This is a genomic window from uncultured Tateyamaria sp. (genome assembly GCF_947503045.1).
In the GTDB taxonomy this organism is placed as follows: Bacteria; Pseudomonadota; Alphaproteobacteria; order Rhodobacterales; family Rhodobacteraceae; genus Tateyamaria.
Map to the genome: position 1 here is coordinate 1158395 of NZ_CANNCF010000001.1, position 26567 is coordinate 1184961.

At 60.6% G+C, this 26567-nt stretch carries 26 protein-coding genes, 2 tRNA genes and 1 pseudogene; 14 read left to right on the top strand and 15 right to left on the bottom strand.

Translation table 11 applies throughout. The features are described 5' to 3' along the window. Positions 1–6 precede the first annotated feature (6 nt). Positions 7–603 (top strand): hypothetical protein, encoded by a 597-nt coding sequence (locus tag Q1A89_RS05870; protein WP_299724856.1) that lies wholly within the window; start codon positions 7–9, stop codon positions 601–603. 26 nt (positions 604–629) lie between these two features. Next, positions 630–1655: pseudogene (locus Q1A89_RS05875) on the top strand (recombinase family protein); the annotation flags it as partial. A gap of 511 nt (positions 1656–2166) precedes the next feature. Here Q1A89_RS05875 and Q1A89_RS05880 read toward each other — a convergent pair. Continuing rightward, positions 2167–2250: transfer RNA gene (locus tag Q1A89_RS05880), tRNA-Tyr, on the bottom strand. Between the two features lie 120 nt (positions 2251–2370). On the opposite strand from Q1A89_RS05880, the gene rlmB reads away from it, so the two are divergent. Both rlmB and Q1A89_RS05895 read left to right on the top strand, forming a co-directional pair. Continuing rightward, entirely contained in the window at positions 2371–3147 is a 777-nt protein-coding gene (rlmB, locus tag Q1A89_RS05885) for a 23S rRNA (guanosine(2251)-2'-O)-methyltransferase RlmB (RefSeq protein ID WP_299724858.1), read from the top strand. 531 nt (positions 3148–3678) lie between these two features. Beyond that, the gene (locus Q1A89_RS05895) at positions 3679–4158 is read left to right on the top strand and encodes a CoA-binding protein (RefSeq protein ID WP_299724860.1); all 480 of its coding nucleotides are present in this window, start codon (positions 3679–3681) and stop codon (positions 4156–4158) included. Positions 4159–4173: 15 nt separating this feature from the next. Here the strand turns inward: Q1A89_RS05895 and Q1A89_RS05900 are convergent, their stop codons facing one another. Together Q1A89_RS05900 and Q1A89_RS05905 are read right to left on the bottom strand one after the other, a co-directional pair. Further along, a complete protein-coding gene (locus Q1A89_RS05900) occupies positions 4174–4578 on the bottom strand; it encodes a DUF2147 domain-containing protein (RefSeq protein ID WP_299724862.1) in 405 nt (134 codons plus the stop codon). 164 nt (positions 4579–4742) lie between these two features. Beyond that, positions 4743–5123, bottom strand: coding sequence for a DUF2147 domain-containing protein (locus Q1A89_RS05905; protein ID WP_299724864.1), 381 nt, complete (start codon positions 5121–5123; stop codon positions 4743–4745). A gap of 134 nt (positions 5124–5257) precedes the next feature. Between Q1A89_RS05905 and hisA the strand changes: the two genes are divergently transcribed. Beyond that, on the top strand, positions 5258–5977 hold the full coding sequence (gene hisA / locus Q1A89_RS05910; RefSeq protein WP_299724866.1) for a 1-(5-phosphoribosyl)-5-[(5-phosphoribosylamino)methylideneamino]imidazole-4-carboxamide isomerase: 720 nt from the start codon (positions 5258–5260) through the stop codon (positions 5975–5977). 3 nt (positions 5978–5980) lie between these two features. Here hisA and Q1A89_RS05915 read toward each other — a convergent pair whose 3' ends face one another. Next, complete coding sequence (locus Q1A89_RS05915) at positions 5981–6433, bottom strand: DUF302 domain-containing protein (RefSeq protein WP_299724868.1); 453 nt, start codon at positions 6431–6433, stop codon at positions 5981–5983. A gap of 256 nt (positions 6434–6689) precedes the next feature. On the opposite strand from Q1A89_RS05915, the gene hisF reads away from it, so the two are divergent. The 6 genes from hisF (at position 6690) to Q1A89_RS05945 (ending at position 13714) form a co-directional block, all read left to right on the top strand. Beyond that, the gene (gene hisF / locus Q1A89_RS05920; RefSeq protein ID WP_299724870.1) at positions 6690–7451 is read left to right on the top strand and encodes an imidazole glycerol phosphate synthase subunit HisF; all 762 of its coding nucleotides are present in this window, start codon (positions 6690–6692) and stop codon (positions 7449–7451) included. 52 nt (positions 7452–7503) lie between these two features. Further along, positions 7504–7812, top strand: a complete 309-nt coding sequence (locus Q1A89_RS05925) for a phosphoribosyl-ATP diphosphatase (protein WP_299724872.1) — start codon at positions 7504–7506, stop codon at positions 7810–7812. 117 nt (positions 7813–7929) lie between these two features. Next, positions 7930–11376: a pyruvate carboxylase gene (locus Q1A89_RS05930; RefSeq protein ID WP_299724874.1), complete on the top strand. Its 3447-nt coding sequence runs from the start codon at positions 7930–7932 to the stop codon at positions 11374–11376. Then, a complete protein-coding gene (locus tag Q1A89_RS05935) occupies positions 11373–12038 on the top strand; it encodes a phosphotransferase (RefSeq protein ID WP_299724876.1) in 666 nt (221 codons plus the stop codon). The genes Q1A89_RS05930 and Q1A89_RS05935 overlap by 4 nt, the downstream gene beginning before the upstream one ends. A 109-nt stretch (positions 12039–12147) precedes the next feature. Further along, a complete protein-coding gene (locus Q1A89_RS05940; RefSeq protein WP_299724878.1) occupies positions 12148–13296 on the top strand; it encodes an MFS transporter in 1149 nt (382 codons plus the stop codon). Between the two features lie 40 nt (positions 13297–13336). Then, entirely contained in the window at positions 13337–13714 is a 378-nt protein-coding gene (locus tag Q1A89_RS05945) for a VOC family protein (protein ID WP_299724880.1), read from the top strand. Positions 13715–13720: 6 nt separating this feature from the next. On the opposite strand, the gene Q1A89_RS05950 is transcribed toward Q1A89_RS05945, so the two are convergent. The 3 genes from Q1A89_RS05950 to Q1A89_RS05960 form a co-directional block, all read right to left on the bottom strand. Next, the gene (locus tag Q1A89_RS05950; protein WP_299724883.1) at positions 13721–14200 is read right to left on the bottom strand and encodes a hypothetical protein; all 480 of its coding nucleotides are present in this window, start codon (positions 14198–14200) and stop codon (positions 13721–13723) included. 198 nt (positions 14201–14398) lie between these two features. Beyond that, complete coding sequence (locus Q1A89_RS05955) at positions 14399–14533, bottom strand: hypothetical protein (protein ID WP_299724885.1); 135 nt, start codon at positions 14531–14533, stop codon at positions 14399–14401. A 16-nt stretch (positions 14534–14549) separates the two neighbouring features. Next, entirely contained in the window at positions 14550–14960 is a 411-nt protein-coding gene (locus tag Q1A89_RS05960; RefSeq protein WP_299724887.1) for a hypothetical protein, read from the bottom strand. Between the two features lie 117 nt (positions 14961–15077). Here Q1A89_RS05960 and Q1A89_RS05965 point away from each other — a divergent pair. Further along, positions 15078–15152 (top strand) — tRNA-Gly (locus Q1A89_RS05965). Between the two features lie 128 nt (positions 15153–15280). On the opposite strand, the gene Q1A89_RS05970 is transcribed toward Q1A89_RS05965, so the two are convergent. The 5 genes from Q1A89_RS05970 to Q1A89_RS05990 are packed head-to-tail and all read right to left on the bottom strand — an operon-like array spanning position 15281 to position 20883. After that, complete coding sequence (locus Q1A89_RS05970) at positions 15281–16219, bottom strand: ABC transporter permease (protein WP_299724889.1); 939 nt, start codon at positions 16217–16219, stop codon at positions 15281–15283. Then, positions 16216–17175: an ABC transporter permease gene (locus Q1A89_RS05975; protein WP_299724891.1), complete on the bottom strand. Its 960-nt coding sequence runs from the start codon at positions 17173–17175 to the stop codon at positions 16216–16218. The genes Q1A89_RS05970 and Q1A89_RS05975 overlap by 4 nt, the downstream gene beginning before the upstream one ends. Then, complete coding sequence (locus tag Q1A89_RS05980) at positions 17172–18677, bottom strand: sugar ABC transporter ATP-binding protein (RefSeq protein WP_299724893.1); 1506 nt, start codon at positions 18675–18677, stop codon at positions 17172–17174. Before Q1A89_RS05980 ends, Q1A89_RS05975 begins: the two co-directional genes overlap by 4 nt. Before the next feature lie 13 nt (positions 18678–18690). Next, positions 18691–19746, bottom strand: coding sequence for a sugar ABC transporter substrate-binding protein (locus Q1A89_RS05985; protein ID WP_299724895.1), 1056 nt, complete (start codon positions 19744–19746; stop codon positions 18691–18693). A 24-nt stretch (positions 19747–19770) separates the two neighbouring features. Next, positions 19771–20883 carry a RuBisCO large subunit C-terminal-like domain-containing protein gene (locus Q1A89_RS05990; protein WP_299724897.1) on the bottom strand — a complete coding sequence of 371 codons (1113 nt, stop codon included), beginning with the start codon at positions 20881–20883 and terminating at the stop codon, positions 19771–19773. A 106-nt stretch (positions 20884–20989) separates the two neighbouring features. Between Q1A89_RS05990 and Q1A89_RS05995 the strand changes: the two genes are divergently transcribed. Together Q1A89_RS05995 and Q1A89_RS06000 are read left to right on the top strand one after the other, a co-directional pair. Then, a complete protein-coding gene (locus tag Q1A89_RS05995; protein WP_299724899.1) occupies positions 20990–22648 on the top strand; it encodes a glycerol-3-phosphate dehydrogenase/oxidase in 1659 nt (552 codons plus the stop codon). Beyond that, entirely contained in the window at positions 22645–23628 is a 984-nt protein-coding gene (locus Q1A89_RS06000) for a sugar-binding domain-containing protein (protein WP_299724901.1), read from the top strand. Before Q1A89_RS05995 ends, Q1A89_RS06000 begins: the two co-directional genes overlap by 4 nt. Here Q1A89_RS06000 and Q1A89_RS06005 read toward each other — a convergent pair. Genes Q1A89_RS06005 through Q1A89_RS06015 form a run of 3 tightly spaced genes read right to left on the bottom strand, consistent with a single transcriptional unit; the run spans position 23620 to position 26504 of the window. Further along, positions 23620–24564, bottom strand: a complete 945-nt coding sequence (locus tag Q1A89_RS06005) for a carbohydrate kinase family protein (RefSeq protein ID WP_299724903.1) — start codon at positions 24562–24564, stop codon at positions 23620–23622. The two genes, Q1A89_RS06000 and Q1A89_RS06005, sit on opposite strands and share 9 nt — an antisense overlap. After that, complete coding sequence (locus Q1A89_RS06010) at positions 24565–25569, bottom strand: transketolase C-terminal domain-containing protein (RefSeq protein ID WP_299724905.1); 1005 nt, start codon at positions 25567–25569, stop codon at positions 24565–24567. Continuing rightward, positions 25569–26504, bottom strand: a complete 936-nt coding sequence (locus tag Q1A89_RS06015; RefSeq protein WP_299724907.1) for a transketolase — start codon at positions 26502–26504, stop codon at positions 25569–25571. The genes Q1A89_RS06010 and Q1A89_RS06015 overlap by 1 nt, the downstream gene beginning before the upstream one ends. Positions 26505–26567: the final 63 nt, after the last annotated feature.

The following is a 26567-nucleotide window of genomic DNA, read 5'->3' on the forward strand; positions in this document are numbered from 1 at the left end:
AACACCATGATTGCAAAGACAAAAATATCGCCGCGAGGCGGCAGAATTTGTGAATCACGCATAAAATATGTTAAAATGAAGTATGAGGTGAATGAAGGCTCACAGCCACTTGGCGAGCCGAACGTCATTCATCCAGCCGCCTCTGTTGATCAACGAGAGGCACCTTCAAGGGCAGACGGAAATCATGCACATCCGGTAATTTCGGATGAGGAAACGCGCACGCCAAAAACCAGTGTGGGAAAGGAGAGTGCGACCATGACAGAGTATAACGATGTCACAGTCGAAGACGAAAGCAAGCTAAGCGATGCGCTGGACGCTGCTCTCGAAAAAGCACCAATGAAGTCCGTTGGGATCGATGTCGAGAAGTATCAGGCGTATCTAGATGATCCTGACCTATCTGATGAAGAAAGAGAGCAGCTCGTTCTTTTGATCTGGCAGATCATGATGGCTTTCGTAGACCTTGGCTTTGGCGTGCATCCAGTTCAGCAAGCCTGTGGACAAGTTCCCGAAAGCGTTGATGAGACGGGCAATCGGGATTCAAGCATGCTAAGTTCAAGCTCAACCACGTTGAGTGACACATTTAACCACATTGCGGCAGAGTAAGTCTCGCCGCCAGATAAGGAGGAGTCATGAATCATGCAGTAACACATAAGACCGAAGCGCAGAGTGCGCTGATCTATTGCCGTGTCTCTGACAAAAAACAGAAGACCGATGGCCATGGCTTGGAAAGCCAGGAGCATCGTTGCCGACAGTATGCCGATGAGCGCGGCTATGAGGTCGATATGGTCTTTCCCGACGATATTACGGGCGGGACAGATTTCATGGAAAGACCCGGTATGCGCGCCATGTTGGCATATCTCGACGCCAAGCAGGGTCAATCCTACGTCGTCATTTTCGACGATTTGAAGCGCTTTGCGCGTAACACGGAATTCCATATCAAGCTGCGCCGGGAGTTTGCCGAGCGCGGTGCCCGTGTCGAATGCCTGAACTTCAAGTTTGAAGACAGCCCCGAAGGCCGCTTCATCGAAACTATTATTGCCGCGCAAGGCCAGCTTGAGCGCGAACAAAACAGCCGTCAGGTTGTTCAGAAGATGAAGGCCCGCGTGGAAAAAGGCTATTATGTGTTTTATCCACCAGTCGGTTATCGCTACTCCAAGGACCGCCAGCACGGCAAACTGCTTGTGCGCGAGGAGCCTGTGGCAACTGTCATTGCTGAGGCTCTCGAAGGCTATGCCTCTGGCCGTTTTCGCTCCCAGGTCGAAGTAAAACGGTTTCTGGAATCCAGACCAGAGTTTCCCAAAAGTGGCTCTAGTGGATATGTGCATCCTTCTAAAGTGAAAGACATGCTGATGAAGCCTGTCTATGCGGGCTATGTCGAAGCCCCCAACTGGGGCGTTAGTGTTCGCAAAGGCCACCACGAACCACTAATAGATTTTGAAACACACGAGCGCATCCAGACTATCTTGAACGGAAAGGTCTATGCGCCCGCGCGAAAAGATATCAATGAAGATTTCCCACTGCGTGGATTTGTGGCTTGTGATGATTGTGGCGAGCCGATGACCTCCTGCTGGTCGAAAGGCCGCAAGAAGCACTACGCTTACTACCTTTGCGATACTCCAAATTGCGCCTCCAAACGCAAGTCTATCCCACGTGCCAAGATTGAAGACGGAGCAGAGGCCGTTCTGCAAACGCTACAGCCTGCTCGACCGCTTGTTGAGATGGCACGCGCCATGTTCAAAGACCTGTGGGCTCTTCGGCTATCTGAGGCCGAACAGGCGAAGGTTACGCTCCAGGCACAGATCAAAGGCTTAGAGAAGCAAACGCAGGCACTGCTTGACCGCATCGTAGACGCCACAAGCGAGTCTGTGATCAAGGCTTACGAGGATCGCATTGATAAGCTGGAGCGTCAGAAGTTCGCTCTGCTGGAAAAGTCTGACAACTTGGCTCCAACACATAGGGACCAGAGTGTAGTTATCGAACCAGCTTTGAATTTCTTGGCAAACCCTTGGAATATTTATAAAAAAGGCAGCTTCACTGTACGCCAGACAGTGCTTCGATTGGCTCTTTCAGAGCCGTTGAGGTTCTGCCGTAATGAGGGTTATCGAACCGCTAAAACTACCTTTCCATTCAAGGTGTTAGCGGATTTTTCAACACAAAAGTGTGAGATGGTGGGCGACCCTGGAATCGAACCAGGCGTGCGTCTCCGCGAGGGAGTTACAGTCCCCTGCCACACCTTGCGGCCTGTCGCCCACTGCGCCATTAGGGTAAGAAACCCGGCAGCGTGAGCGCGTGAGTATCGCCACCCAATTGAAGGGTCAAGGCAGAAATTCAGCACCCGCGCCGCACAGGCAGACCCCGAATGAGGACACCATGAAAAAACCCAAATGGGTCGTGCAGAAAGAGCAGGCGAAAAAGGCGGATGCGGCGGCGACAGTGTGGCTGTTTGGCCTGCATGCGGTGCGCGACGCACTGATGAACCCAAGTCGTGAAAAACTGCAACTCATCGTCACTCTGAACGCACAGACCAAGCTGGAAGAGGCCATCGCGGCGGCAGGGATCGAACCAACAGTTGTCGATGCCCGCAAGTTCACCGCGCCACTTGATCCCGGATCGGTGCATCAGGGGGCGGCGCTCGAGGTCAAACCACTGGAATGGGGCAATCTGGCGGACGTGGCCATCGGCGCGGACACCCCGCGCCTGATCCTGCTGGATCGGGTGACGGACCCGCACAATGTCGGCGCGATCCTGCGCTCGGCTGAAGTGCTGGGGGCGTCCGCGGTGATCGGCATGCGCCATCACGCAGCGCCCGAGACTGGCGCGCTGGCCAAGACGGCCTCGGGCGCGCTTGAACGCCAGCCCTATCTGCGGGTGCGCAATCTGGCAGACGCCATCATCGAATTACAGGGCATGGGATATCTGGTGCTGGGGCTGGATGGCGAGGCCGAACAGACCATCGAATCTGCGCTGTCGGGGCAAAAGGACCGTGCGGTTGCGCTGGTGCTGGGCGCCGAAGGGCCGGGATTGCGCCAAAAGACGCGCGAAACCTGCGATATGCTGGTGCGCATTGACGCAAGCAGCGGATTTGGATCACTCAACGTCTCAAATGCGGCGGCCATCGCCCTATATGCATCCAAGGACCATAGCTAAGAGGCCGACCATCGCCTACCCGACGAAAATCGCCACATGCTGTTACTGCGGCACCCGCGCCGCCCTTGTGATGAAGGCCAGCGGGCGACACGAACTGGCTTGCTCCAAATGCGGCGCGCCCCTGCATGACCTGAAAATGCTGCCCCGCGACAGATCAGGGGATCGCGAGGTCGTGCGGGCCTCACCCCTGCGACAGAAATCGCATAATAAGACCAAACCACCCAAACCGGTCAAAAAATCCCGAAAACGCAAAAAATCCCGGTGGGGCGATCTGTTCGAAGACGCCTTTGACATCATTGAAGATATTTTTGACTGACCGCTTCGGCGCGCGGAAATTCGCCGATATCGGTTAAGGTTTCGTTCACAGATTTGAGAGAGACACTTTTACAGAGCCGAGATGACCTTATCTCGTGTTGTGAGCCACAGGTCTGGAACTCCTGTGGATATTCACTGTCCCTCGTTCCGCACTTTAACGCCCCTTTCGCTTTGCGATCGGGGCGTTTTTTTGTCAGAGGGGGCATAGCAGGGAGAATGCGTGTGGCAGAAACCTATTCGGATCAGGACTTGCGGGATGTGCTGCGGCGTACAAAATCCGTGGCCGTTGTGGGTATGTCCGCCAATTCGGTCCGCCCAAGCTATTTCGTGGCCCGTTATCTGTCGCTGAAAGGGTTCAATGTCTATCCTGTGAATCCGGGATATGCCGGGCAAAGCCTGTTTGGCCAGAAGATTGTGGGCCAGCTGTCGGACTTGCCGGAGCCCGTGGACATGGTCGATATCTTTCGCCGCTCAGAGGCCGTGCCCGAGATCGTAGATGAGGCCCTTGCGACGCTGCCTGACCTCAAAACCATCTGGATGCAGATCGGTGTCTCTCACCCCGAGGCCGCGGAAAAAGCGCGCGCCCGCGGCATCACCGTCATCCAGAATCGCTGCCCCAAGATCGAATACCAGCGCCTGTTCGGTGAATTGCGCATGGGCGGGTTCAACACCGGAATCATCTCGTCCAAGCTGTAGGCGGGACCGGGGTAGCTATTGCAGGCGTGTCCAGACCTGGCTTTGACAGACCGGGCCAAGGCATCCGCTGACCGTCATCCTATTGCCGGCAACCGACAAACGGCCGCGATACTCGCGCTGATGGGCGGGGACAAAGGCGCGGCCGACATAATCCGTGCCTTGCCGCGCCATATCCCAGAACACCTTTTGACCCACCGTGGGGGCCGCGATAGGTGTACCACCCCTGTCATAGACCTTGACGATTGTGCCGCAGATCGCGCTGCCGCAGGGCGTGGCCTTCACATTGGCCACTTGCCCCTTTTGGTCGGGCTGGGTGCGCCACAGGCCAACCGGATCGGCCGCCAGCGCCGTTGGTGCACCGAGCGTAAATACAACGCTCATCGCCGCAAGATGTGGTTTGATGTCAATTGGTCTGGTCACTTTTGCACCCCTCTCGACCCTGTCATGGTCTGTTCGGTGCACCCTCGTGGGGTCTGCACCCGAGTTCGGGACCACAGGATAGAGAACTGCGGGCGCCGTTCAAGCCAAACAAAAACCCGCGCCAAAAGACGCGGGTTTCAGCCGATTACAACCGGATGGGCGCCTTAGTTGACGCGGGTCCACGTCTGTTTCTTGCAGAAGGGGCCAACACAGCCAGACACATTCAGTGTATTGCCGTTGAGCGACATCTTGGATTTGAACACCTTGCCCGTTGAAGGCTGCCAGATCTTGCCCGAGCCATAGCTGCCGTCGCCTGCGGGCACCATGTCCCAGACCAACTGCTTGCCGATGTTTTCGGATGCGATTGGGCCGCTTGCGTCAAAGGCCTTGGCGATCGTGCCGCAGATATTGGCGCCACATGGTTTCATCGCGATATGGGCATAAGCCCCATCATCGACTTCGGTTTTCCATGTCCCGGCGACCGGGTCTGCAAATGCGGTGCTGGCCAAAAGCGTCATGGCCGCAGCGATCATCAGTCGTTTCATGCGTGTTCTCCTCCACTACGTGGGCAATTGTGCGGTATCGACCCGGTTCAGATCAACAATGACCTAGGGTCGCGTTGCATTTCGTGACGCAAGGTGACAGACGGGCGGCGTCATCTGAAAAAGGCCAATATCCCATGATCCTCTACCCCGCCATCGACCTCAAGGACGGACAGGCCGTGCGCCTCGTGCATGGGGATATGGAGCGTGCGACCGTCTTCAATGACGACCCCGCCGCACAGGCCCGCACCTTTGTTGAGGCCGGGTGTGCATGGCTGCATCTGGTGGACCTCAACGGCGCCTTTGCCGGTGCTCCCGTGAATGCGGCCCCGGTCGAGGCGATCCTCAAGGCCTGCCCGGTCCCCGCCCAGTTGGGGGGCGGCATCCGCGACATGGGCACAATCGAGATGTGGCTCGACAAGGGGCTGGAACGGGTGATCCTCGGCACCGTGGCCGTCGAAAACCCTGATCTTGTGCGCGAAGCGGCGCGCGCTTTTCCCGGCCATGTCGCCGTCGGCATTGATGCGCGCGGTGGCAAGGTGGCGACCAAGGGCTGGGCGACAGAAACGGATGTGGATGTCACGGACCTTGCCAAATCCTTCGAAGACGCGGGGGTTTCGGCGATCATTTACACGGACATCAACCGCGACGGGGCGATGGGAGGGCCAAACATCGAGGCCACACAAAGCCTCGCGCGCGCCGTGTCTATCCCGGTGATTGCCTCCGGTGGCGTATCGTCACTGGAGGATCTGAGCGCGCTCAAGGCCACCGGCGTGATCGCAGGGGCGATTTCGGGGCGGGCGCTATATGACGGGGCCATTGATCTGGCCGCCGCCTTGTCGTTGCTTGAGGGGTAGGGCCTACTTGGCCACCCCGTCCGTGAATTTGCCCAACGCGCCGGTCATGACCTTGAGGTAAGGTGCATCGCCGGATACACCGCCCAGGCGGGTCAGCATTTCGGTGGGGTCTTCATAGGCAATCATGGTCTTGCCGGTGCTGTCTTCATAGACCAGCACCTTGAGTGGCAGAAACAGGCCCGACACCGGATCGTCCTTGATTGCGGGCGTGCCGACCTTGGGGTTGCCAAAGATCAGCAGTTGCGAGGCGCCGATATCCTCATCAATCGATGCTGCACCAGCCCCGTGATCCACGCGGGCAAAGATTTTCAGCCCGGCGCCTTCCATCGTAGCGACCAATTGATCCACCGTTTCGACCACACCTGTTGCGGCCTCCTTGCGAATGATCCCACTGTCTCCTGCCATTGCTGTCCCCGCCATGGCGATGATCACCGCCGCTGTTGCTAGAATTTTCATAAACTCATCCTTCCGTTTACGCGCGCCATCATGCGGATATGTCCGTGCGCTGCCAGCAAAATTCCCGTGATCGGTGTTGGACCGCCGATGGGGCAGGGCATACCGGGTCCCGGGTCCCGTGCTTCTCTGTTTTCAAAAAATCCCGGGGTGAGCCCGCAGGGCGAGGGGCAGAGCCCCTCATTTTCACTTGATGCGCATCAGGTGCGGTGACCACAGCCCCTTTCCACGCCCCACAAACCGCACTATCAGGGCGCTCATGTTGAAAACCCGCATCATCCCCTGTCTCGACGTCGCCGACGGGCGTGTGGTCAAGGGCGTGAACTTTGTCGACTTGATCGACGCAGGCGACCCGGTCGCCGCCGCACAGGCCTATGATGCTGCGGGCGCGGACGAGTTGTGCTTTCTCGACATTCACGCCACCCATGAAAACCGTGGCACCATGTTTGATCTGGTGCGGCGCACGGCCGAGCAATGCTTTATCCCCCTGACGGTCGGGGGCGGCGTGCGCACGGTGGCCGATGTGCGGGCGCTTCTGCTCGCGGGCGCGGACAAGGTGTCGTTCAACTCCGCGGCCGTGGCTGACCCCGACGTGCTGACACGTGCGGCGGACCAGTTCGGCAGCCAGTGCATCGTCTGCGCTATCGATGCCAAGACGGTTGAGCCTGGACGCTGGGAAATCTTCACCCATGGCGGGCGCAAATCCACAGGCATTGATGCAGTCGAATTCGCGCTCACCGCGGCGGCCAAAGGGGCAGGGGAGATCCTGCTGACCTCCATGGACCGCGACGGCACGCGCGCCGGGTTTAACCTGCCACTCACCCGCGCGATTTCGGATGCCGTGCCGATCCCTGTGATCGCCTCCGGAGGAGTCGGCACGCTCGACCACCTCGTGGACGGGGTTACCCAAGGTGGTGCCTCGGCGGTGCTGGCCGCTTCGATCTTTCACTTCGGTGATTTCACGATTGCGCAGGCCAAGGCCCACATGGCCGCCGCCGGCATCCCGATGAGGTTGACATGACACACACGATTTCAGGCAAGCGCAATGACGCACATGGTTTCAGGCAAGCGCTATGACGCTTGACGATCTCTTCTCCACGATCGAGGCCCGTAAGGGCGCGGACCCGGACACGTCCTGGACGGCCAAGCTGCTCTCAATGGGGCCGGAAAAATGCGCCGAGAAGTTTGGCGAAGAGGCGGTGGAGGCCATTATCGAGGCCGTAAAAGGCGACAAGGTCGCGCTGACCGGCGAAGCGGCGGATGTGCTCTATCATCTGCTGGTGATGCTGTCCGCGCGTGATGTGGCGCTGGCAGATGTGATGGCCGAACTGGCCCGTCGCCAGGGCACATCCGGCATTGATGAAAAAGCGGCGCGCGGCTGAGGCGCAGGGCAACTGTGCCTTGCGGGACTTTACCCAGAACTACGAGTTGTTCACGTCGCGTAAACGTCTTATGAATTGCTGCAACTGCACAATAGCCCGTCCGGAGAACCCCGTCCTATGTCCGATTTCAAGAAAATCCTGATTGCAAACCGGGGTGAGATCGCCATCCGCATCATGCGCGCCGCCAACGAGATGGGCAAGAAAACGGTCGCCGTTTTTGCCGAGGAAGACAAGTTGGGCCTGCACCGTTTTAAGGCGGACGAAGCCTACCGCATCGGTGAGGGGCTGGGACCAGTGGCGGCGTACCTCTCTATCGACGAGATGATCCGCGTTGCCCGCGAAAGTGGAGCCGATGCGATCCACCCGGGCTATGGCCTCTTGTCCGAAAACCCCGAATTCGTGGATGCCTGCGAAAAAAGCGGCATCACCTTCATCGGCCCACGCTCTGAAACCATGCGCGCTCTGGGCGACAAGGCCAGCGCCCGTCGCGTCGCCATCGAAGCGGGTGTGCCCGTGATCCCGGCGACCGAAGTGCTGGGCGACGACATGAAAGCGATCAAGAAAGAGGCCAAGGAGGTCGGCTATCCCCTGATGCTCAAGGCGTCCTGGGGCGGCGGAGGCCGGGGCATGCGCCCGATCATGTCCGAAGACGAGGTCGAGGAAAAAGTCCTCGAAGGCCGCCGCGAGGCCGAGGCCGCCTTCGGCAACGGCGAAGGGTATCTCGAAAAGATGATCCTCAAGGCCCGCCACGTCGAGGTGCAGATCCTCGGCGACAAACATGGCGGCATGTATCACCTGTTCGAGCGCGACTGCTCGGTGCAGCGCCGCAACCAGAAGGTGGTCGAACGCGCCCCTGCGCCTTACCTGAGCGAAGACCAGCGTGCCGAGATTTGCGAGCTTGGCTACAAGATATGCAAACACGTCAATTATGAATGCGCGGGCACCGTCGAATTCCTGATGGATATGGACGACGGCAAATTCTATTTCATCGAGGTGAACCCGCGCGTGCAGGTCGAGCATACTGTCACAGAAGAAGTGACAGGTATCGACATTGTACAGGCCCAAATCCTGATCGCCGAAGGCAAGACCATCGCCGAGGCCACCGGCAAGCCGACTCAAAAAGACGTCGTCCTGACCGGGCACGCCCTGCAGACGCGGATCACCACCGAGGATCCACAAAACAACTTCATCCCCGATTATGGCCGCATCACCGCGTACCGCGAGGCGACCGGTATGGGTATTCGCCTTGATGGCGGTACCGCCTATGCCGGCGGCGTCATCACGCGCTACTACGACAGCCTGCTGACCAAGGTGACGGCCAAGGCGCCGACCCCGGAAATGGCCATTGCCCGCATGGACCGGGCCCTGCGCGAATTCCGCATCCGCGGCGTGTCCACCAACATCGCCTTTGTCGAAAACCTGCTGAAACACCCGACATTCCTCGACAACACCTATCACACCAAGTTCATCGACGAGACGCCGGAACTCTTCACCTTCAAACGTCGCCGTGACCGCGGCACCAAGGTGCTGACCTATATCGCCGACATCACCGTAAACGGGCATCCGGAGGTCAAGGACCGCCCGCGCCCCCGCGCGGACCTGAAACAACCCAAACCGCCCGCCTTGCAGGCCGACCCCTCCCATCAGATGGGCACCCGCAACCTGCTCGAACAGAAGGGCCCGCAGGCGGTGGCGGACTGGATGAAACAGCAGCAACAACTGCTGATCACCGACACCACCATGCGCGACGGGCACCAGTCGCTCTTGGCCACGCGCATGCGCAGCCATGACATGATCAAGGTGGCCCCCGCCTATGCCGCCAACCTGCCGCAACTGTTCTCGGTCGAATGCTGGGGTGGCGCGACCTTTGACGTGGCCTATCGCTTCTTGCAGGAATGCCCCTGGCAGCGCCTGCGCGATTTGCGCGAGCGGATGCCGAACCTGATGACCCAGATGCTGCTGCGCGGCGCGAACGGGGTGGGCTACACCAATTATCCCGACAATGTGGTGCAGGAATTCGTGCGCGTCGCGGCCCAAACAGGTGTGGATGTCTTCCGCGTCTTTGACAGCCTCAACTGGGTGGAAAACATGCGCGTCGCGATGGACGCGGTGATCGAGAACAACAAGATCTGCGAAGGCACCGTTTGCTATACCGGCGATATCCTGAACCCGGACCGCGCCAAATATGACCTCAAATACTACGTGGACATGGGCAACCAGCTGAAAGACGCGGGTGCGCACATACTGGGCCTCAAGGATATGGCAGGACTTCTGAAACCTGCCGCCGCCCGCGTGCTGGTCAAGGCGCTGAAACAAGAGGTCGGCCTGCCGATTCACTTTCATACCCATGACACGGCCGGCATCGCCAGCGCCACCATTCTGGCCGCGGCTGAGGCGGGCGTGGATGCGGTGGATTGCGCCATGGACGCGCTGTCGGGGAACACGAGCCAAGCCACCCTCGGCACCGTAGTGGGGGCGTTGCAGAACACCGACCGCGACACCGGTCTGTCGGTCGATGCGATCCGCGACATCTCGGATTACTGGGAATCGGTGCGCGATCACTACGCCGCGTTTGAAAGCGGCATGCAGGCCCCATCCTCCGAAGTGTACTTGCACGAAATGCCGGGTGGGCAGTTCACCAACCTCAAGGCGCAGGCGCGCTCGCTTGGCCTCGAAGAACGCTGGCACGAGGTCGCGCGGACCTATGCGGATGTAAACCAGATGTTCGGCGATATCGTGAAAGTGACGCCATCGTCCAAGGTTGTTGGGGACATGGCGCTGATGATGGTTAGCCAGAACCTGACCCGGGCCGAAGTTGAGGATCCGGACAAGGACGTCGCCTTTCCGGACTCGGTTGTGGACATGATGCGCGGCAATCTCGGTCAGCCTCCGGGCGGCTTCCCGGTTGGCATCCAGACCAAGGCGCTCAAGGGAGAGGCCCCGAACACGAAACGCCCCGGCGCAGATGTGCCTGCCGTCGATATCGAAGCCACCCGCGCGGACCTGTCGGTGCAGCTTGAGGGGCGCGAGGTGGATGATGAGGACCTGAACGGCTATCTGATGTATCCCAAGGTGTTCCTCGACTATATGGGCCGTCACCGCACATACGGCCCCGTCCGTGTCTTGCCGACCAAGACTTTTTTCTACGGGATGGAACCGGGTGAAGAGATCACTGCCGAGATCGACCCGGGCAAGACGCTCGAGATCCGACTGCAAGCGGTGGGTGAAACCAACGAGGACGGCGAGGCCAAGGTTTTCTTTGAACTCAACGGCCAGCCCCGCGTGATCCGCGTGCCCAACCGTCTGGTGAAATCGACCACGGTGCAGCGGCCCAAGGCCGAGGTTGGCAACGCCAATCACATCGGCGCGCCCATGCCGGGTGTTGTGGCGAGCGTTGGCGTGCAGGTCGGCCAGGAGGTCTGTGAAGGTGATCTGCTGTTGACCATCGAGGCAATGAAGATGGAGACCGGCATCCACGCCGAGCGGGACGCGGTGGTCAAGGCCGTGCATGTCGGCCCCGGCGGGCAGATCGACGCCAAGGACCTGCTGGTCGAGCTGGAGTGAACCCGCCGCTGGCCGCGTGGGATTTGTCGGGCGATGCGCGTCCGCTGCCCGGCGGCCATCGCAACACGGTGCTGCGCGTCGGGAACCATGTGCTGAAGACAACCCGGCGGTCCGAAGCCGCCTTGCGCTGGTTGGAGCCGGTGCAGACGGGTGCCGCGACTTGCGGGCTGTACGCGCCGCGTCTGTTGCCGAGCCGCGATGGCAGTTTGAATGTCGAGGGCTGGACCTGCGAGCCGTATTGCGCGGGTGTTCCGACCTCGCCGTGTGACATAGCCGGAAACATGCGCGACTTTCATGCGCTTGGCGGGGACATCCCGCAACGTCCGGGTTTTGCCTCGGCGCGGGATTTGCTTGAGCGCGATGCCGGAGGAGACGTAGACCTGTCGGCCATGCCAGGCGAGTTGGCGGCGTCCCTGCGCGCAGTATGGTCGGACCTTGCAGGCGCCGAAACTGCCATCCACGCCGATCTCAACCCTTCGAACATCCTGCGCGATGCCGACGGGCGCGTCACGCTCATCGACTGGGACGAAGCGCGCCGCGATGTGACCTTGTTTGACAGCGCCGATGCCGCGCACCCGGCGCGACAGGCCTGGGAAGTCGCCTGTTGCTGGCACATCGAACCGGATCGCGCCCGCACCCTCGCACATCTGTTTTCACTCTGAAACAAAACCGTCAAAGCGGTTTGAAACGGGCTTGCACCGGGTGATCAACTCGGCAAGGGCTGGTGCGTGGCGCTGATGCGTCCCGACCCGTTCAACGCAGGAGAGGCTGATGACCCCGCCCAGCAATCGCGCCACATGGATGGCTGTGTCGGCCATGTTCATCCTGAACGGCGCGCTTTATGGCATCTGGGCCTCGCGCATTCCGGCAATGGCGGTGCGCCATGATCTCGATGCGGGCGCGTTGGGTCTTTTGCTGTTGCTGCTGGCCGGGGGTGCGATTGCGGCGTTTCCACTGGCCGGACGCTTTGCAGATCGCTTTGGTGCGGCCATGATCACGCTGCGCATCGCGGTGGCCTATACCGTCGCGCTGGCGCTCACCGCGCTGGCTCCGAACGTGGCAAGCCTTGCCTTTGCGCTGATGATCTTTGGCGCGACCCATGGCGCAATGGATGTCGCGATGAACACATGGGCGGGCGAGGCCGAGCGGCATATCGCGCGTCCCGTCATGTCCTCGTTTCACGCGATGTTCAGCCTTGGTGCCGGGCTGGGGGCGGCGAGCGGGTTCGCGGCTGAGCATTGGGGTGTTGGTATACCGCTGCATTTCATTGTGACCGGCGCAGGCGTGGCTGTGGTCACCCTTGCTTTTGCGCGCATCGGCTGGGTCTCTCCCACCCGCGACAGCCTGTCCGACACGCCGCTGTTCCCGCTGCCCAAGGGGCCACTCATCGCTGTGGGCCTCATCGCCTTTTGCACCTCGATGGGCGAAGGCGCGATGGTGGACTGGAGCGCGCTGTTGCTGATCGAAACCGCAGGTGTGACCGCAGCCCATGCGGCGCTTGGCTATTCGGTGTTTTCGGTGGCCATGGTGATCACGCGTCTGCTGGGCGATCAGGCCACGCGCGCCTTTGGACCGACCCCCACGGCGCGCGTGGCCGGGGTGATCGCGACCCTTGGCGCGGTCAGTGCCGTGGCCTCGACCAGTTACGGCGTGACGCTTGTGGGCTTCGCGCTGATGGGCATTGGCTATGCGGTGATCATGCCGCTGGCCTTTTCCCGCGCCGCGCGGGACCCGCATTTGCCGCCCGGTACAGCCATCGCGAGTGTGTCCACCTTAGGCTATGGCGGCTTGCTGCTGGGCCCGCCGCTGATCGGGTTTGTCGCCCATGCCACCACTTTGCGCACCGGCTTTGGGCTGCTGGCGGTGCTGGCCGCCCTGATCGTCGTGCTGGCCGGAGCGGTGCGGGCGCGCAAAGACTAGGCTCTTGTGCACTATGGCGCGTTGCGGCAAGGGAGAAGGCATGCAACTTGCCGCCGTCTCTCTCATCGTGCCTGATTATGATGCCGCCATCGCCTTTTATTGCGGGGTCTTGGGGTTTGAACTGGTCGCAGACATCGATCAGGGCCGCAAACGCTGGGTCGAAGTGCGCCCGCAAGGGGGCGGTGCATCCTTTGTGCTGGCGCGGGCGGATGGGCCAGACCAGCGGGCCGCGATCGGCGCCCAAGGCGCGGGCCGTGTCTGGCTGTTCCTGCAAACCGACAATTTTGCGGCTGACCAAGCGCGTCTGATCAAGGCCGGTGTCAGTTTCGAAGAAACGCCGCGCGTCGAATCCTACGGCACCGTTGCCGTGTTTCGCGACAGCTTCGGCAACCGCTGGGACCTGATCGAGCGGCGCTAGTACCGCTCAGTTGGTCTTGGCCGTATCAAAGGCCTGCATCATCGCGTTGGTGAACCCACTGTCTTTCATCTGGCGCAGGGGGATGTCGAACAGGCCACAGGACTTTTCGATCTGGACGGAAACACGGTCGCTGATTGCGTCGGGCCGGAACGTCAGTTGCGCAAGGCTTTCAGCCGTAGCGAGTTGGGGCAGGGCGGCCTCCATCCTGTCCAGCATCTCGTCCGTGCCCTGGGTGCCGGCGGCAGTGTTGTACTGTTCGAGCACACAGGCCCCCGCTACGCGGTCCTCGTCCCCCCAACCGGTGTCGGGCAGGGTCGCCTGCATGTCGCGCGCATCTCCACCGATCGCCTCCATCTCGCGCACCAGCAGGCGGGCGCGTTCAAGGTTGATCTGCTCTGAGAGGGCTTCGAACCGTTCAAGCTGGCTTTGGGCAAACGCGGCCACTGGGGACAGCAACAACAGCGCGACGAGGGCAGGGCGGATCAAGGGACTCTCCTTCGGGACGGGAACTCGCGCGCGACCTTTTCCTGTCTTTGGCGGGACTGCAAGGGCGCGTGAGCGCCTTTGGTGACTCCGTGACCTGTCGCGAGCGGGCGTGTACGGCGGAGCGGTCAGAACGCAGGCTGCGTTGTGCTTTCTCCGGGTGATTTTTGTATCTCGCCCAAAAGCGTGCGCTGCGCACCTTCAACCCGTCTGGACGTGGCACACCCCATATGGGGCATTGCGCACCTCGGGCATGGCCTTGGCGCTGAGTGCGAGGCCCAGAAGGATCGCAACGGCCAGCGCAATAGATTTGAGCGGAAGCGGAAGGTTGGTCATATCGTGTCCTTTTCCATCAATCCGTGCCCGCCAACTGTCCGGGCACAGGCATCACCGCAATCTCGGCCGCACCCACGGGGCCAAAATCGAGCGACAGGGTAAACGCCGCCGGCGGAGGCGCGGCAAAAGTCAGGTGCGTGGTGATCCGCGCGTCTTCGGCGAAGTTCACATAGATCGGCGCAATCGGCGCGGCGCGCGCACCGGGGGCAGAGAGTGCAACCAGCACCAGCGGCCCGCCAAGCCCCGTCAGCTCAAGCGTGACGGCCACCCGATTGCCCTGCTGCACCGCCGCCACAACCCGGGCCAGCATGTCGGGCGCGTGGAGCCCGTCATGGGCGCTGACCTGCGCAGACCAGATCAACAGCAGGACAGGCCACCCCAGACCCCGGATATTTCTCAGTGCACGGCTCATAAAAGCGATACGCATCTCCCTTCGCTTTCCGTCGCTGTCGGCACCATGACGGCACAAGATTTTTGCGAGGCGGCGTAATTTTCCACTTGCAGCGCGGGGCGGGGATAAGTATCTGACGCCTTACCCAAGGAAGCGGGCGTAGCTCAGGGGTAGAGCATAACCTTGCCAAGGTTAGGGTCGGGCGTTCGAATCGCCTCGCCCGCTCCAAATTCCCACATTGCCTATGTGGATTTCATCAAGGCCGCCTTCGGGCGGTCTTTGTTGTTTTGGGGTTGGGGTGAGCGGTGCATTCGCGAGAATGGGCTCAGCCTTCGAAGAGCGACATGCTGCTGCGCTCAGGCAGGCTTGCGCCCTGTCCACACAACAATTGTGACACCGAACAACAACAGCAGTCCCTTGATTGTGGAAAAGCTCGCGTCGCTCCAGCCCAGCAGCGCTCCGCCACGGATCAGAACCGCGATGATCGCAACGCCCACAATGGTGCCCAGAATATTTGGCTTGCCGATTTTCAGCATCGTGCCGCCCAGCAACACCGCCGTCAGACCATCCAGAAACAGCGACTGCGCAATGGACGGCTGACCGGAGGACAATTGCACGGCGAGCAATATGCCTGCAACCCCGCTGCACAAGGCGGCAAAGACACAGAGCATGATGGTGATGCGCGCGGTGGGGATGCCTGCCTCGCGGGCTGCGGCCGGGTTGGTGGCCATCGAAAAGATGTAGTGGCCGAGGGTCAACCGCTCCTGCACGTACCAGCACAGCGCGACCAGCACGACAATCAGGACCACCAGCAAGGACACGATGCCGAACCTGACGTCAAACAGCACCTGCAAATAGCCCGGCTGATCGATCCCCATGGAGGATCCCTTGCCAATCGCTGCCGCCAGTGCGGAAGCCATGCCGCCGGTTGCGATTGTGGTGACAAGGGAGGGCAGGCCGAGCTTGGCAATCAGAACGCCGTTGAGGACCCCGATCGCAAAGGCTGCCAGCATGGCCAGGGTGGTGGCTGCCCCCCAGGAATAGCCCGCAATGACCAGCCCCGCAGTGATCATGTTGGCCAGCGCGGCCACGGCGACAAAGCTCACATCCATCTCACCGATGGTGAACACCCAAGTCAGGCCCAGAAACATCAAAGCCGATATCGCAAAGGACAGGATCATGCTTTCGAGGTTGGCCGCCGTCAGGAAACTGTCGGACAGGCCGGTAAAGACCGTAAAGGCGATGATCAGGATGACCGGCAGCCCCAGCGTGCTCAGAACGCGTTGCACGCTCATCCCGTCACCAGCCTGCGTGGCGATTTGAGGTAGATCAGGATGCGCGGATCAAAGAGGACAATCGCCGTGATCAGGACAAGGCTGACAACCGCATCGCTGTAGTAATAGGGCACCGACATCAGCGTGAAACCGTTGAGCAGCATGGTCATGACCAGCGATCCGGCAATGGTGGCAGGAATGGAGGCCCGGCCGAGCAGTGCCGCCCCCAGATAGACCGAAGTGTAGGCCGGCAACAGGATTTGCCCGCCTGCCGTCACGCGGCTCGACCCAATGCCCGAGATCTGGATCAGCATGGCCAGACCCACCAACGCGCCGCACAGGGCATAACCTGCAATCATCATGCGGTTGACCGAGATGCCGGAAAAGCGCGTCGCAACCGGGTTTTCGCCCGCCGCATAGAACGCCTGCCCATAGCGCGTCATGTGCAGCAGGAACCCGGTAAAGATCGCCGTCATCAACAGCAACAGGATGGGCACTTTCATCCCCAGAACCTTGGTGTAGTTCATCGCGACAATTCCGGACGAAAAGAAGTTCTTGGAAAAATCCGCACCGCCATTGTACACAAAGGCCATGCCGTAAGCGATTGATCCAACTGCAATTGTTGTCACTACATCCGGCAGACGACCATAGCCGACTAGGGCGCCATTGATGGCGCCGCAAATCACGCCCACTCCGATGCAGGCCACCACGGCGATCCACAAGTTGCCGTAGAGAAACAGCGCAAAGCCAAGGGTCATCGCGCTCAGCGAGGCGATCCCGGCCAGCGAAAGATCGAACTTTCGCAGCACAATCACAAAGGTCAGCCCCATCGCAACGATCCCCGATATGGCCATCGCGCTGAGCATGCCGCCCAGATTGCGCAGGGACAGATAATTCGGTGTGAGGCTCTGAAAGACGACGGCAATCACCGCGACAAGGCCGATCAGGATAAAGGTTCTTGGGTGCAGGATCTTCATGCAGCGGTTCCCATGAGGCCTGCGGACAGCACCTCGTCCCGGGTGATGTCGCGCGACAGGGGCTGCGTCATGCGACCGCGATAAAGCGAAGTGACCCGGTCGGCCACGCCAAAGACCTCATCGCAATCTGATGACATCACGATGACAGCGGCGTCTTTGCTGAGCGCGCGCATCTGCCGGTAAATCGTGGCCCGCGCGCCGACATCGACGCCGACCGTGGGCTCCACAAAGATGTAGATATCGCTTTGGGAATAAAGGCCTTTTGCAATCACGATCTTTTGCTGGTTGCCGCCGGAAAACGCCTGCGCGGGGCGGTTCAGAGTTGGCGGCGACAGGTCCACCTTGCCCGACAGGTCGCGCGCATCGCGGAAGGCCTGCCGGAACCGCCGGACGCCGAACACAGAGGCCCTGTCGTGATTGGCCAGCGTCGTGTTGAACGTGACATCATCGGCCAGCACCAACCCTTCGGTGCGCCGATCCCCGGGCACCAGAAAGATACCTGCCTTGAGGGCGTCCGCAGGGGAGGCAAAGGCGTGCGGCGTGCCCTTCAGACGTATCTCGCCCGCAGTGGGGCGCAGCGCGCCGAACAGCACCTTGCCGAGTTCGTCAATGCCGGACCCGACAAGGCCGTAAAACCCAATGATTTCATTCTTATGCACCTCAAAGCTGATGTCCTGAAATGCGTTTGTCAGGCTCAACCCTTCGACACTCAAGAACACGTCGCCCGCAGGTTCGGTTGCCTTGGGCGGGAACAGCGCACCCATTTCGTCATCCAGCATCAATTGCGGGATCGACACATCACCCTGTCGCGCATCCTCTGACGTCATCGTCGCGATATTCCGGCCGCCCCGGAACACGGTGAACCGATCGGCGATCTCGAACACTTCCTCAAGCCGATGAGTGATGTAGATGATCGCGACGCCCACGTCTTTGAGAACGCGCATCATCTTGAACAATTGCTCTTTCTCAACCCGGGTGAGGGTCGAGGTCGGCTCATCCAGAATCAGCACCTTGACGTTTTCCTGCTTGAGCGCATGCAGCACGGCGATGATCTCTTTTTCGACGCTGGCGAGGTCCTGCACCTTGACGTCCAGATCAATTGGCACTGGCAGACGTTTGAGCAGTTCCTGCGCCTTGGCCCGCATCGCGCCATGTTCGACGCGGCGGAACAGGCCGGGACGCCTGGCCTCATTGCCGAGAAAGATGTTTTCGTACCCCGTCAGATCGCCAACCAGTTCGGGATGCTGTTGCACCGAGGCGATACCGGCCCTGATCGCATCCGCCGGGCTTTGCAGTGACACGGGTTGTCCGGCGATCTCGATCTGCCCGTCATCTGCTTGATAAAGGCCCGATAAGATCTTGATCAACGTGGATTTTCCGGCCCCGTTCACACCAAGCAGAGCATGGATTTCTCCATGCTCCACGGCAAAGTCCACATTGTCCAAGGCTGTCACAGGACCAAAACGCTTTTGGATCCCGCGCATGTCCAGAACGGTCGTCATTCGGCCTCCGGGCTTACAGCGCCCGGACCCAGCCAAGCGATGCAGCAACCCCGACCTTGTCATAATTGTCGGCCTCGGGTCCAGTCGCATCAAGCAGCGCCTTGTCCACGGCATAGACCGGGTTGATGACCATGCGCGGCACCGCTTCGCCCTGCAGGTGCTGATGCGCAAAGGCCAGCAGATCATAGGCCTGTGCGTAAAAGGACTGTGCGCAGGTAAAGGAAAACGGCCCACCCGAGCGGAGGACTTCGAACGCGGCAGGTCCGCCATCGGTGCCCGTGGTGAACACGCGGTCCGCCATGCCTGCGGCGAGAATGGCCAATGAGGCCTCCATCGCCGCATTGTCCCAGGCGCACCAGATGGCGTCCAGATCTGGGTGGGCGGCAAGGAAACCATCGGCCGCCGAGCGCGGTGTGGTTTTGCCCGTTGGATCAAACGCCCATGAGGCGACGATCTCAATGTCGGGATAGCGTTTCAACACCGCCCGACGGCCCAGATCGCGGGCACCCCATGCCTCGTTGATGGGCAATTCCATGACGGCGATCTTGCCTTTGCCGCCCAGCCGGTTGGCCATGTATTCCATGGCGATTTCGCCCATGCCAAAGTTGTTGTGGAACCCGGCGGTCACGGCCGTGGCGTTTGGCACATAGCTGTCCATCAGAAAAATCGGCACACCGGACTTTGCGGCGGCATCAACGGCGTTCGACACACCGACCGGATCGACGGGCAGGATGATCAGCGCGTCCGGCTTGGACGCAGCAAGCGCCGAAATCTGGTCATTCTGTTTCTTCAGATCAAAGCTGGCATCGGCAATCGTCAACTCGCCGCCGAAATCCTTGATGCCCTGATTGAGGCCACCGATCTGGCCGGAAAATGAATCCTGTCCCGAGAACGGTGTGGAAAAGGCGAATTTCATATCTGCGGCGGCCTTGGATTGCGCGCGTGCGATCCCGGGAGTGAACAGCCCCACACCGCCCGCTGTCGTGGCCGCTGCCGCGACGGAGGCGGCGGTCAGAAACGTTCGGCGGTTCACGCCGCCCGTGTCGTCAGTATCTGAAAAATCTGTCATGTCTTCCTCCCTAAATGTTGTTGCTTATCCGCCCGTTAGCGCGGCCTTGAGCTCCCGAATGCCGCTTGCAATCTCGTCCTTGTATCGCATCGCGCCCCCCCCAAAGAGGAACACGGCTTCGGGGCCGTACATCTCGCGAAGCAAAGGCGCGAGTTCGAGGTTCATTCCGCCGCCCGGGGACGGCAGAATGGGTATGAAGGGCCCGTTTGGGTCCCGGCAGTCCTGCGCGACCTGCACGCACAACTCCTTGGAAAATCCGTAGCGACCGCCAAAGCTGGGGTAGATCGATATGTCCGCGCCCATCAGCCGTGGATATGATGCATACATCACCGAATGGCTCAGTCCGTTCAGACCGGCATTGGTGAACGATCCCATGCCGGACGGGTGGAACATGATCGGTCGCGACAGCTCGGGCGTTCCGGCCAGAAAGCGGACCGAGTCAAAACCGGTAAGCCCCGGCATGACCAGATATCCGCCTGCTCCGGCTTCCACCGCAAAGCGTGCCCGTTCTTCCAGCTTGTCAACCGGGCACAGCATGGACGGCGCATAGATCGTGGTATTTCCGGTCTCTGCATTGGCTTTTGCGACGGCCTTGGAAATGGCTTCGACCCGGGGCTCGAACGGGGCCCAGTGCTGCATCGCAAGACTATGGTCGTCCTTGATCAGGTCGATCCCACCCAGCACGCATTGATAGGCCCGCTCGGCCAGTTCGTCCGCTGACAGTCCCATCGGCTTGAGGACGGCACAGACCATCGGGCCGGACCCGCCGACAATGTCGCGCACGCCCTTGGCGCCGAATTGCGGGCCGGGGAACATCGACTGCACCTCGGCGGACAGCTCGATCCCGACCAGCTTGACGGCGACATGGATCGAACAATTGCCGTACAGCACATTCATCATCTGGGGCAACTCACCCCCCGTGATGTCGGAGCGATAGCGGATGCGGGCGCGGTAGATGCCGCCGCCCTGATCCTCGACCGTCTCGACCTGCGCCAGCACGTAGTCGAGGATAAATCCATGCGGCACAGCTTCGTCGATGCATTCGATCGTCTGTTCGCGCGCAATACTGCGCGCCCAGCCGTCTGCGTCTGACGGGCTGTCTGCTTTGAATTCGTAAGTTCCCCAGAACTCGGCCATAGGCTGGTCCGTCACCCTGCATTCAGTGTCTTGTCAAAGAGATCAACAAATGATCTTCTTTTTGTCAAACACAATTTGCATTTGTAAATTCAAAGGCGAGGGCCCGTTGAAACTGAGACAAGAGGCGATTGCCCGGCTGGACAATCTGCGCACGCCAGACGTTCTGATCCTGGGCGGTGGCGTGAACGGGATTGCGACCTTGCGTGATCTCGCGCTCAACGGGGTGTCCGCCGTCTTGATCGAGCGCGGCGATTTTTGCCGGGGGGCCAGCGGGGCCTCCAGCCGGATGGCCCATGGCGGGTTGCGCTATCTGGAAAACCGCGAATTCGATTTGGTGCGCGACGCGCTGGAGGAGCGCGATCTGCTGCTCAAACACGCCCCGCATGCCGTTGTGCCGCAGGCCTTCCTGTTGCCGGTCGAGCACCGTCTGCGCGGCACATTTGGTGCGGCGCTCAAGTTCCTCGGGATGGGCGGGCGCACGTCCCAGCCCTCCGCGCTTGGGATGAAGGCGGCGCTGATGATCTATGACAGGTTTCAGACCAGTGCCGCGTTGCCACGCCACAAGATGACCTTGTCGCGCGTGGATTTGCCCATCGGGACGCAGGCCCGCTTTGGCGCGTCGCTCAGCTATTTCGATGGCAAGTTCTGCAACCCCGAGGGGTTGGTGTTTGAACTGTTGCAAGAGGCGCTGGACCAGTCCTCCGATGTCACCGCGCTGAACCACGTTGATTTTCAGTGCCTTACAGATGGCACGATTACCCTCAAGGGCGATGGCGTGCGAGCGGATATCACCCCCAGGCTGATCATCAACGCGACCGGTGCCTGGCTTGACCGCACCAACGCACTGCTGGATGTGCCCACAGACTATGTCACAGCCGTCAAAGGCGCGCAGATTGTACTGAACCGACCTGATCTGCTGCAACGGCTTGCCGGGCGGGCCCTGTATTTCCCTGACACGGGCGGGCGCTTTGTGATCTGCGCGCCGCTCGATCAGACAGTGCTGGTCGGCACCAGCGAAGTCGTGGTGCCCGATGCATCTGATGCCACCATCGCCTCTGCCGAAATTGACTACCTCCTGCAGGCGATGAACACGTTGTTCGCGGATCTGAGGGTGACCGAAGACGACATTCTCGTCGCCACAACCGGCGCGCGCCCTTTGCAAAAGGTGAAGGGGGGGAACGTTACGGCCGCACCGCGCGGGCATGTGATCCACGTCGACGAAACCCCGGCTGGACAGCCGCTGATGTCTCTGGCGGGTGGCAAGTGGACGACTTTTCGCGGCTTTGCCGAAGAGGCCGCGGATCAGGCCCTGAAGGCGCTTGGCAAGGCGCGCACGGTCAGCACCCGCACGCGTGGCTATGCCGGAACCCCAACTGCCGACACACCCGCAGACCCGCGCGACCGTCAGCTTGCCGAGCGGTATGGCGGGCTGTGGCAAGCGGTGTCCGCGTTCTGTGCGGAAGAGGCTGACGCACCGCTGGACGACGCGCCCGGGTTCTCGCAACGCGAAATTGTCTGGCTGGTGCAGGGGCGAGGGGCCTTGCATCTTGATGACCTCATCTTGCGCCGCACCCGTCTGGCGCTCGAGCAACCCATCGAGGATGCGCTTCTGGACGAACTGGCGGGCATTATGGCGCAGGCCCTCGATCAGACAGCAGCCTGGGCCGACAGCGAGGTTCGCCGGATTCGCGCGCTGCCGACGGTGAGTTACCAAAGCGCACGCGCGCTTGCGGCACAGGACAACACAGCTATGATCGCCCGATGACCGACCGGCCGTCCTCCTCAGTCCTGAAATACGCAACCCGCAGCGCGCCGCCCTCCGATGCGGTCGTGTCCGAAACCGCGTGGCTCTATTATGTGCGCGGGCTGACGCAGGGCGAAGTGGCGCAGGCGCAAAACATCTCGCGTCCCACCGTCGCCGCCTATCTGAAGGCAGCCAAAGAGCGGGGCCTGATTGCCATCAAGCTCGACCCACATCACCTGCGCCTGAACGAGCTGAGCCACGCGCTCAAGACCCGGTTTGGGGTCGACGCGGTCCACGTGCTGCCCGCAAACGGGCTGATCGGCAAAGAGCTTACGCAAGCCGTGAGCGAGGTCGGGGCGCATCTGCTGCCGGGCTTCTTTGAGCCGCTCGACATTGTCGGCGTCTCCTGGGGCGAAACCATCTCGCTGCTGGCCGAGGTGGTGCCATACTGGCCGCAGCAAAACCTCAAGGTGATCCAGCTTTTGGGGTCGATGGCCAACCCGCTGATCATGAGTTCGGAACGCTGCACATCGGAAATTGCGCGCCGCCTTGGTGGCACAGGGATCAACATGAATGCCCCTGCCGTGTGTTCAACCAAATCGGTTGCGGACAGCCTGCGGTCCGAGCCGATCATCGCAGAGCAACTGGCGCAACTGAAGCACTGCAACAAGGCGGTGTTTTCGGTCAGCACCTGCGACGCCGAAGCGCATGTCGTGCAGTTCAAAGTCGCCACGCCTGAGGACGTCAGTTACTACCAATCCCAAGGCGCGGTCTGCAACGCAGTGGGCCGGTTTCTGGATGCCGACGGCCATCAGGTCAAAGGGCCACTGGACGACCGATTGTTTGCAGTTGAATGGGACGACTTTCGGGTCATGCAAGGCTTTATGGTCGTGTCAGGCCTTGAAAAAGCGCAAGCCACCCGCGCTGTGTTGAAAGGGGCCAAGGTCTCGCAATTGGTGCTGGACGATGCCCTTGCGGCCGCCATTCTGGCGCTAGACTAGGATGTCTGCCGTTTCCATGAAGGCCAATGTGGTGTCCAGATCGACCACGCCTGCATCCGACCCCAAACCGGTGGCCACCAATCCGGAGGTTGCGGTACCAAGGCGGCAGGCCGCCTCCAGATCATAGCCCATGTTCAGCCCGGCGATGAACCCGCCACAATAGCTGTCGCCGCATCCCGTGGTGTCGGACACATCGACCTTGAAGGCGGGCATCTGGAACGTGGTATCGGCGGTCTTGATGAACGACCCTTCGGGGCCGGTCTTGAGAATGCAGGCCGCCGCCCCGAGATCCATAAAGAACTGCGCGATATCCGTTCGATCCGTCAGGCCCGAGATGAACTCGGCCTCTTCAATAGAGGGCATGAAATAGTCGATATGGGGCAGCATGGGCTTGAGTTGTTCCAGCGTGCCCTCGTGCGGGCCGATCAGATCGAATGTGGTGGTCAGCCCCTTGCCCTTGGCGTGGGCCAGCAGCTTGGCGCCCTGGCCGTCTTCCATCGCGCGGATGAAACCGTGGCCCGCATAATGCAGGTACTTGGCATCGCATACCGCGTCGAACATGTCCTCCGTCACAAACAGCTCTTCGGATGCGCCGCGGCAATGCAGGCAGGGGCGATCGCCATTGGGGCGGATCGGCAGAATGGTGGACGAGGTGCCGACGGCCTTGGTGCGCATCGCCATTGAGGTATCAATGCTCATGCGTCCGAACACGTCGTGGATGAAGTCCCCCTTTTCATCCTCGCCGACGCAGAACACGGCTGTCGTCTTTGTGCCCATCTTGGCGCAGTTCATCACCGACCCGCCAACAGTTCCCGCCGGGTTGATCCGGATTTCGTCCAGAAATGCGATCCCGCCACCATCAGGAATGTCGGCCACATGCCGTCCTGAAATATCAAGGGTCATGAACCCGACAAAGCTTGCATCGAATTTGGTCACTTACAGGCCCTCCGCCTTTGCAAGGGAGTGTACGGCATCAACCCGTGCTGCGGACAGGTCTTCTTCGGTGATGCCGAGTTTTTGTCCCATCAAATCCTCGATCCCTTGGGTCAGCGCCAGCGCATCCAACCCGTAATAACGCATGAGATACGCGCGGCTGCCGCCATGGGCATAGGTGTCGTTCAGTCCCAGTCGCTTGAGTTTTTTGCCCACGCCGTTGTCGGCCATGATTTCGGCCATCAGGGACCCGATCCCGCCTTCGGTCACGTGGTTTTCCAGCGTGACAACGCCGCCTTTGACGCTGTTGATGTGATCCAGCATGGCGGCGGCATTGAACGGCTTGATCGTGTTGAGATGCAGATGGCGTACGGACACGCCCGCGCCTTCCAAGGCTTTGGTGGCGCGCATCGCCTCTTCGGTGGTGATGCCGGCGGTGACGATCAGGATGTCGTCGCCCAAGGACAGTTCGCGCATCTGGCCCACCACAATCGGCGTGTCGAACAGACGCGGCATCTGCCCGCGCAGCACGCGGCAATAAACGGGGCCGTCGATGCTGTCAGCGGCCTCGCAAATGCTTTCGACTTCGGTCGCATCGCCGGTCTCAAGGATCGTCATGTTGGGCATGGAGCGCATGACGGAGATATCTTCGATGGCTTGATGCGTCATGCCGCCGGGCGTGGTGATGCCGGGCAGGAACCCCATGATGCGCACCTTGCGCCGGGGATAGGCGATGGACGCTATCAGCTGATCATAGGGACGGCGGTAGCAGAAAACGCCAAAGGTGTGGATGAATGGGCGATACCCGGCGAGGCCAAGACCCCCGGCAAAGCTCATCATGTTTTGTTCGGCCATGCCAAGGCTCAGGAACTGGTCGGGGTGGTTGTCGCGAAACTTGTCGATCTCGCAGCTCGACGTCAGATCGGCGGACAGACACAGCACATCCGGATTGGCCAAGGCGTGTTGTTCAAAGGCCCGCTCATAGGGGCGGCTTACCATTTCCAGCATCAGTGCGCTCCTGCATAGTCGACCGGGTCGACCTTGAGTGATTTGGCGATCTCGACGTTGTAGCGCGCGCGTTCCTCTTCGGATTTGAAGCGGACATAGTGCAGGCGCGGGAACCGTTCGAGCAGCGTGGGCATACCGCGCCAGGGCGAGGAATTGGCCAGAATGATCAGCGGCTTGCCCATGTGCGGGGTGCGGGCCGCGGCGCGCATCTCGTCGAGGTTGTGGGCATCGGCCCAGACCACCTTGGCGCCGAAATCCTCCATCTTCTGGGCGATATCGCCAACTTCCATCACCGAGTTCATCGCGCCGTCACATTGCTGCCGGTTCACGTCCATGATGGCTTTTACGTTGTCGATCTTGTGGTGCGCGCAGCACTGGATGGCCTCCCATGTCTGACCTTCCTGCACTTCGCCGTCAGACATGTAGACCCAGACCTTGCCCGTCTCGCCACGCCGTTTGCGGCCCCATGCCAGCCCTGCCGCCGTGGACAGACCGATGCCAAGAGTGCCGTTATGCACCTCCATGCCGGGGCTGTGTTCGGCTCCGATCATCTCGACCGAGGAGCCGTCCTTGTTGAACATCTCAAGCCCTTCGGGGGCCATGCGCCCCACTTCGATCAGCGTGGCATAGGCGACCAGTGCATAATGTGCAGGGGCGATAAACAGGCGGTCGAGGTCGGGCTCAAACGGCCCGTTATAGCCCGCACCGGTATGATAGTCGGGATTGTCCGCACTTGGCACGCCGCCAAAGGATTTCGGGATCATCGGCAGCGTCGGCGGGCCAAGGTTCAGCTCTTCGTTATAGAGCCATGCGAGCTGTTCGGCAGCCGAGCAGGCCTGGCTCAGGTACCCGCCATTGTTGCGCATGGCGTGTTCGAACACACGGCGGCGAATGCCAAGGGCAACATCTTCGGTTGTCTTCTCGTTCGTCAGCATCTGCGCCATACTCCGTTCCAGAATGTCGAACCTGAGTAGTTACATATGTCAAAATACATGTCA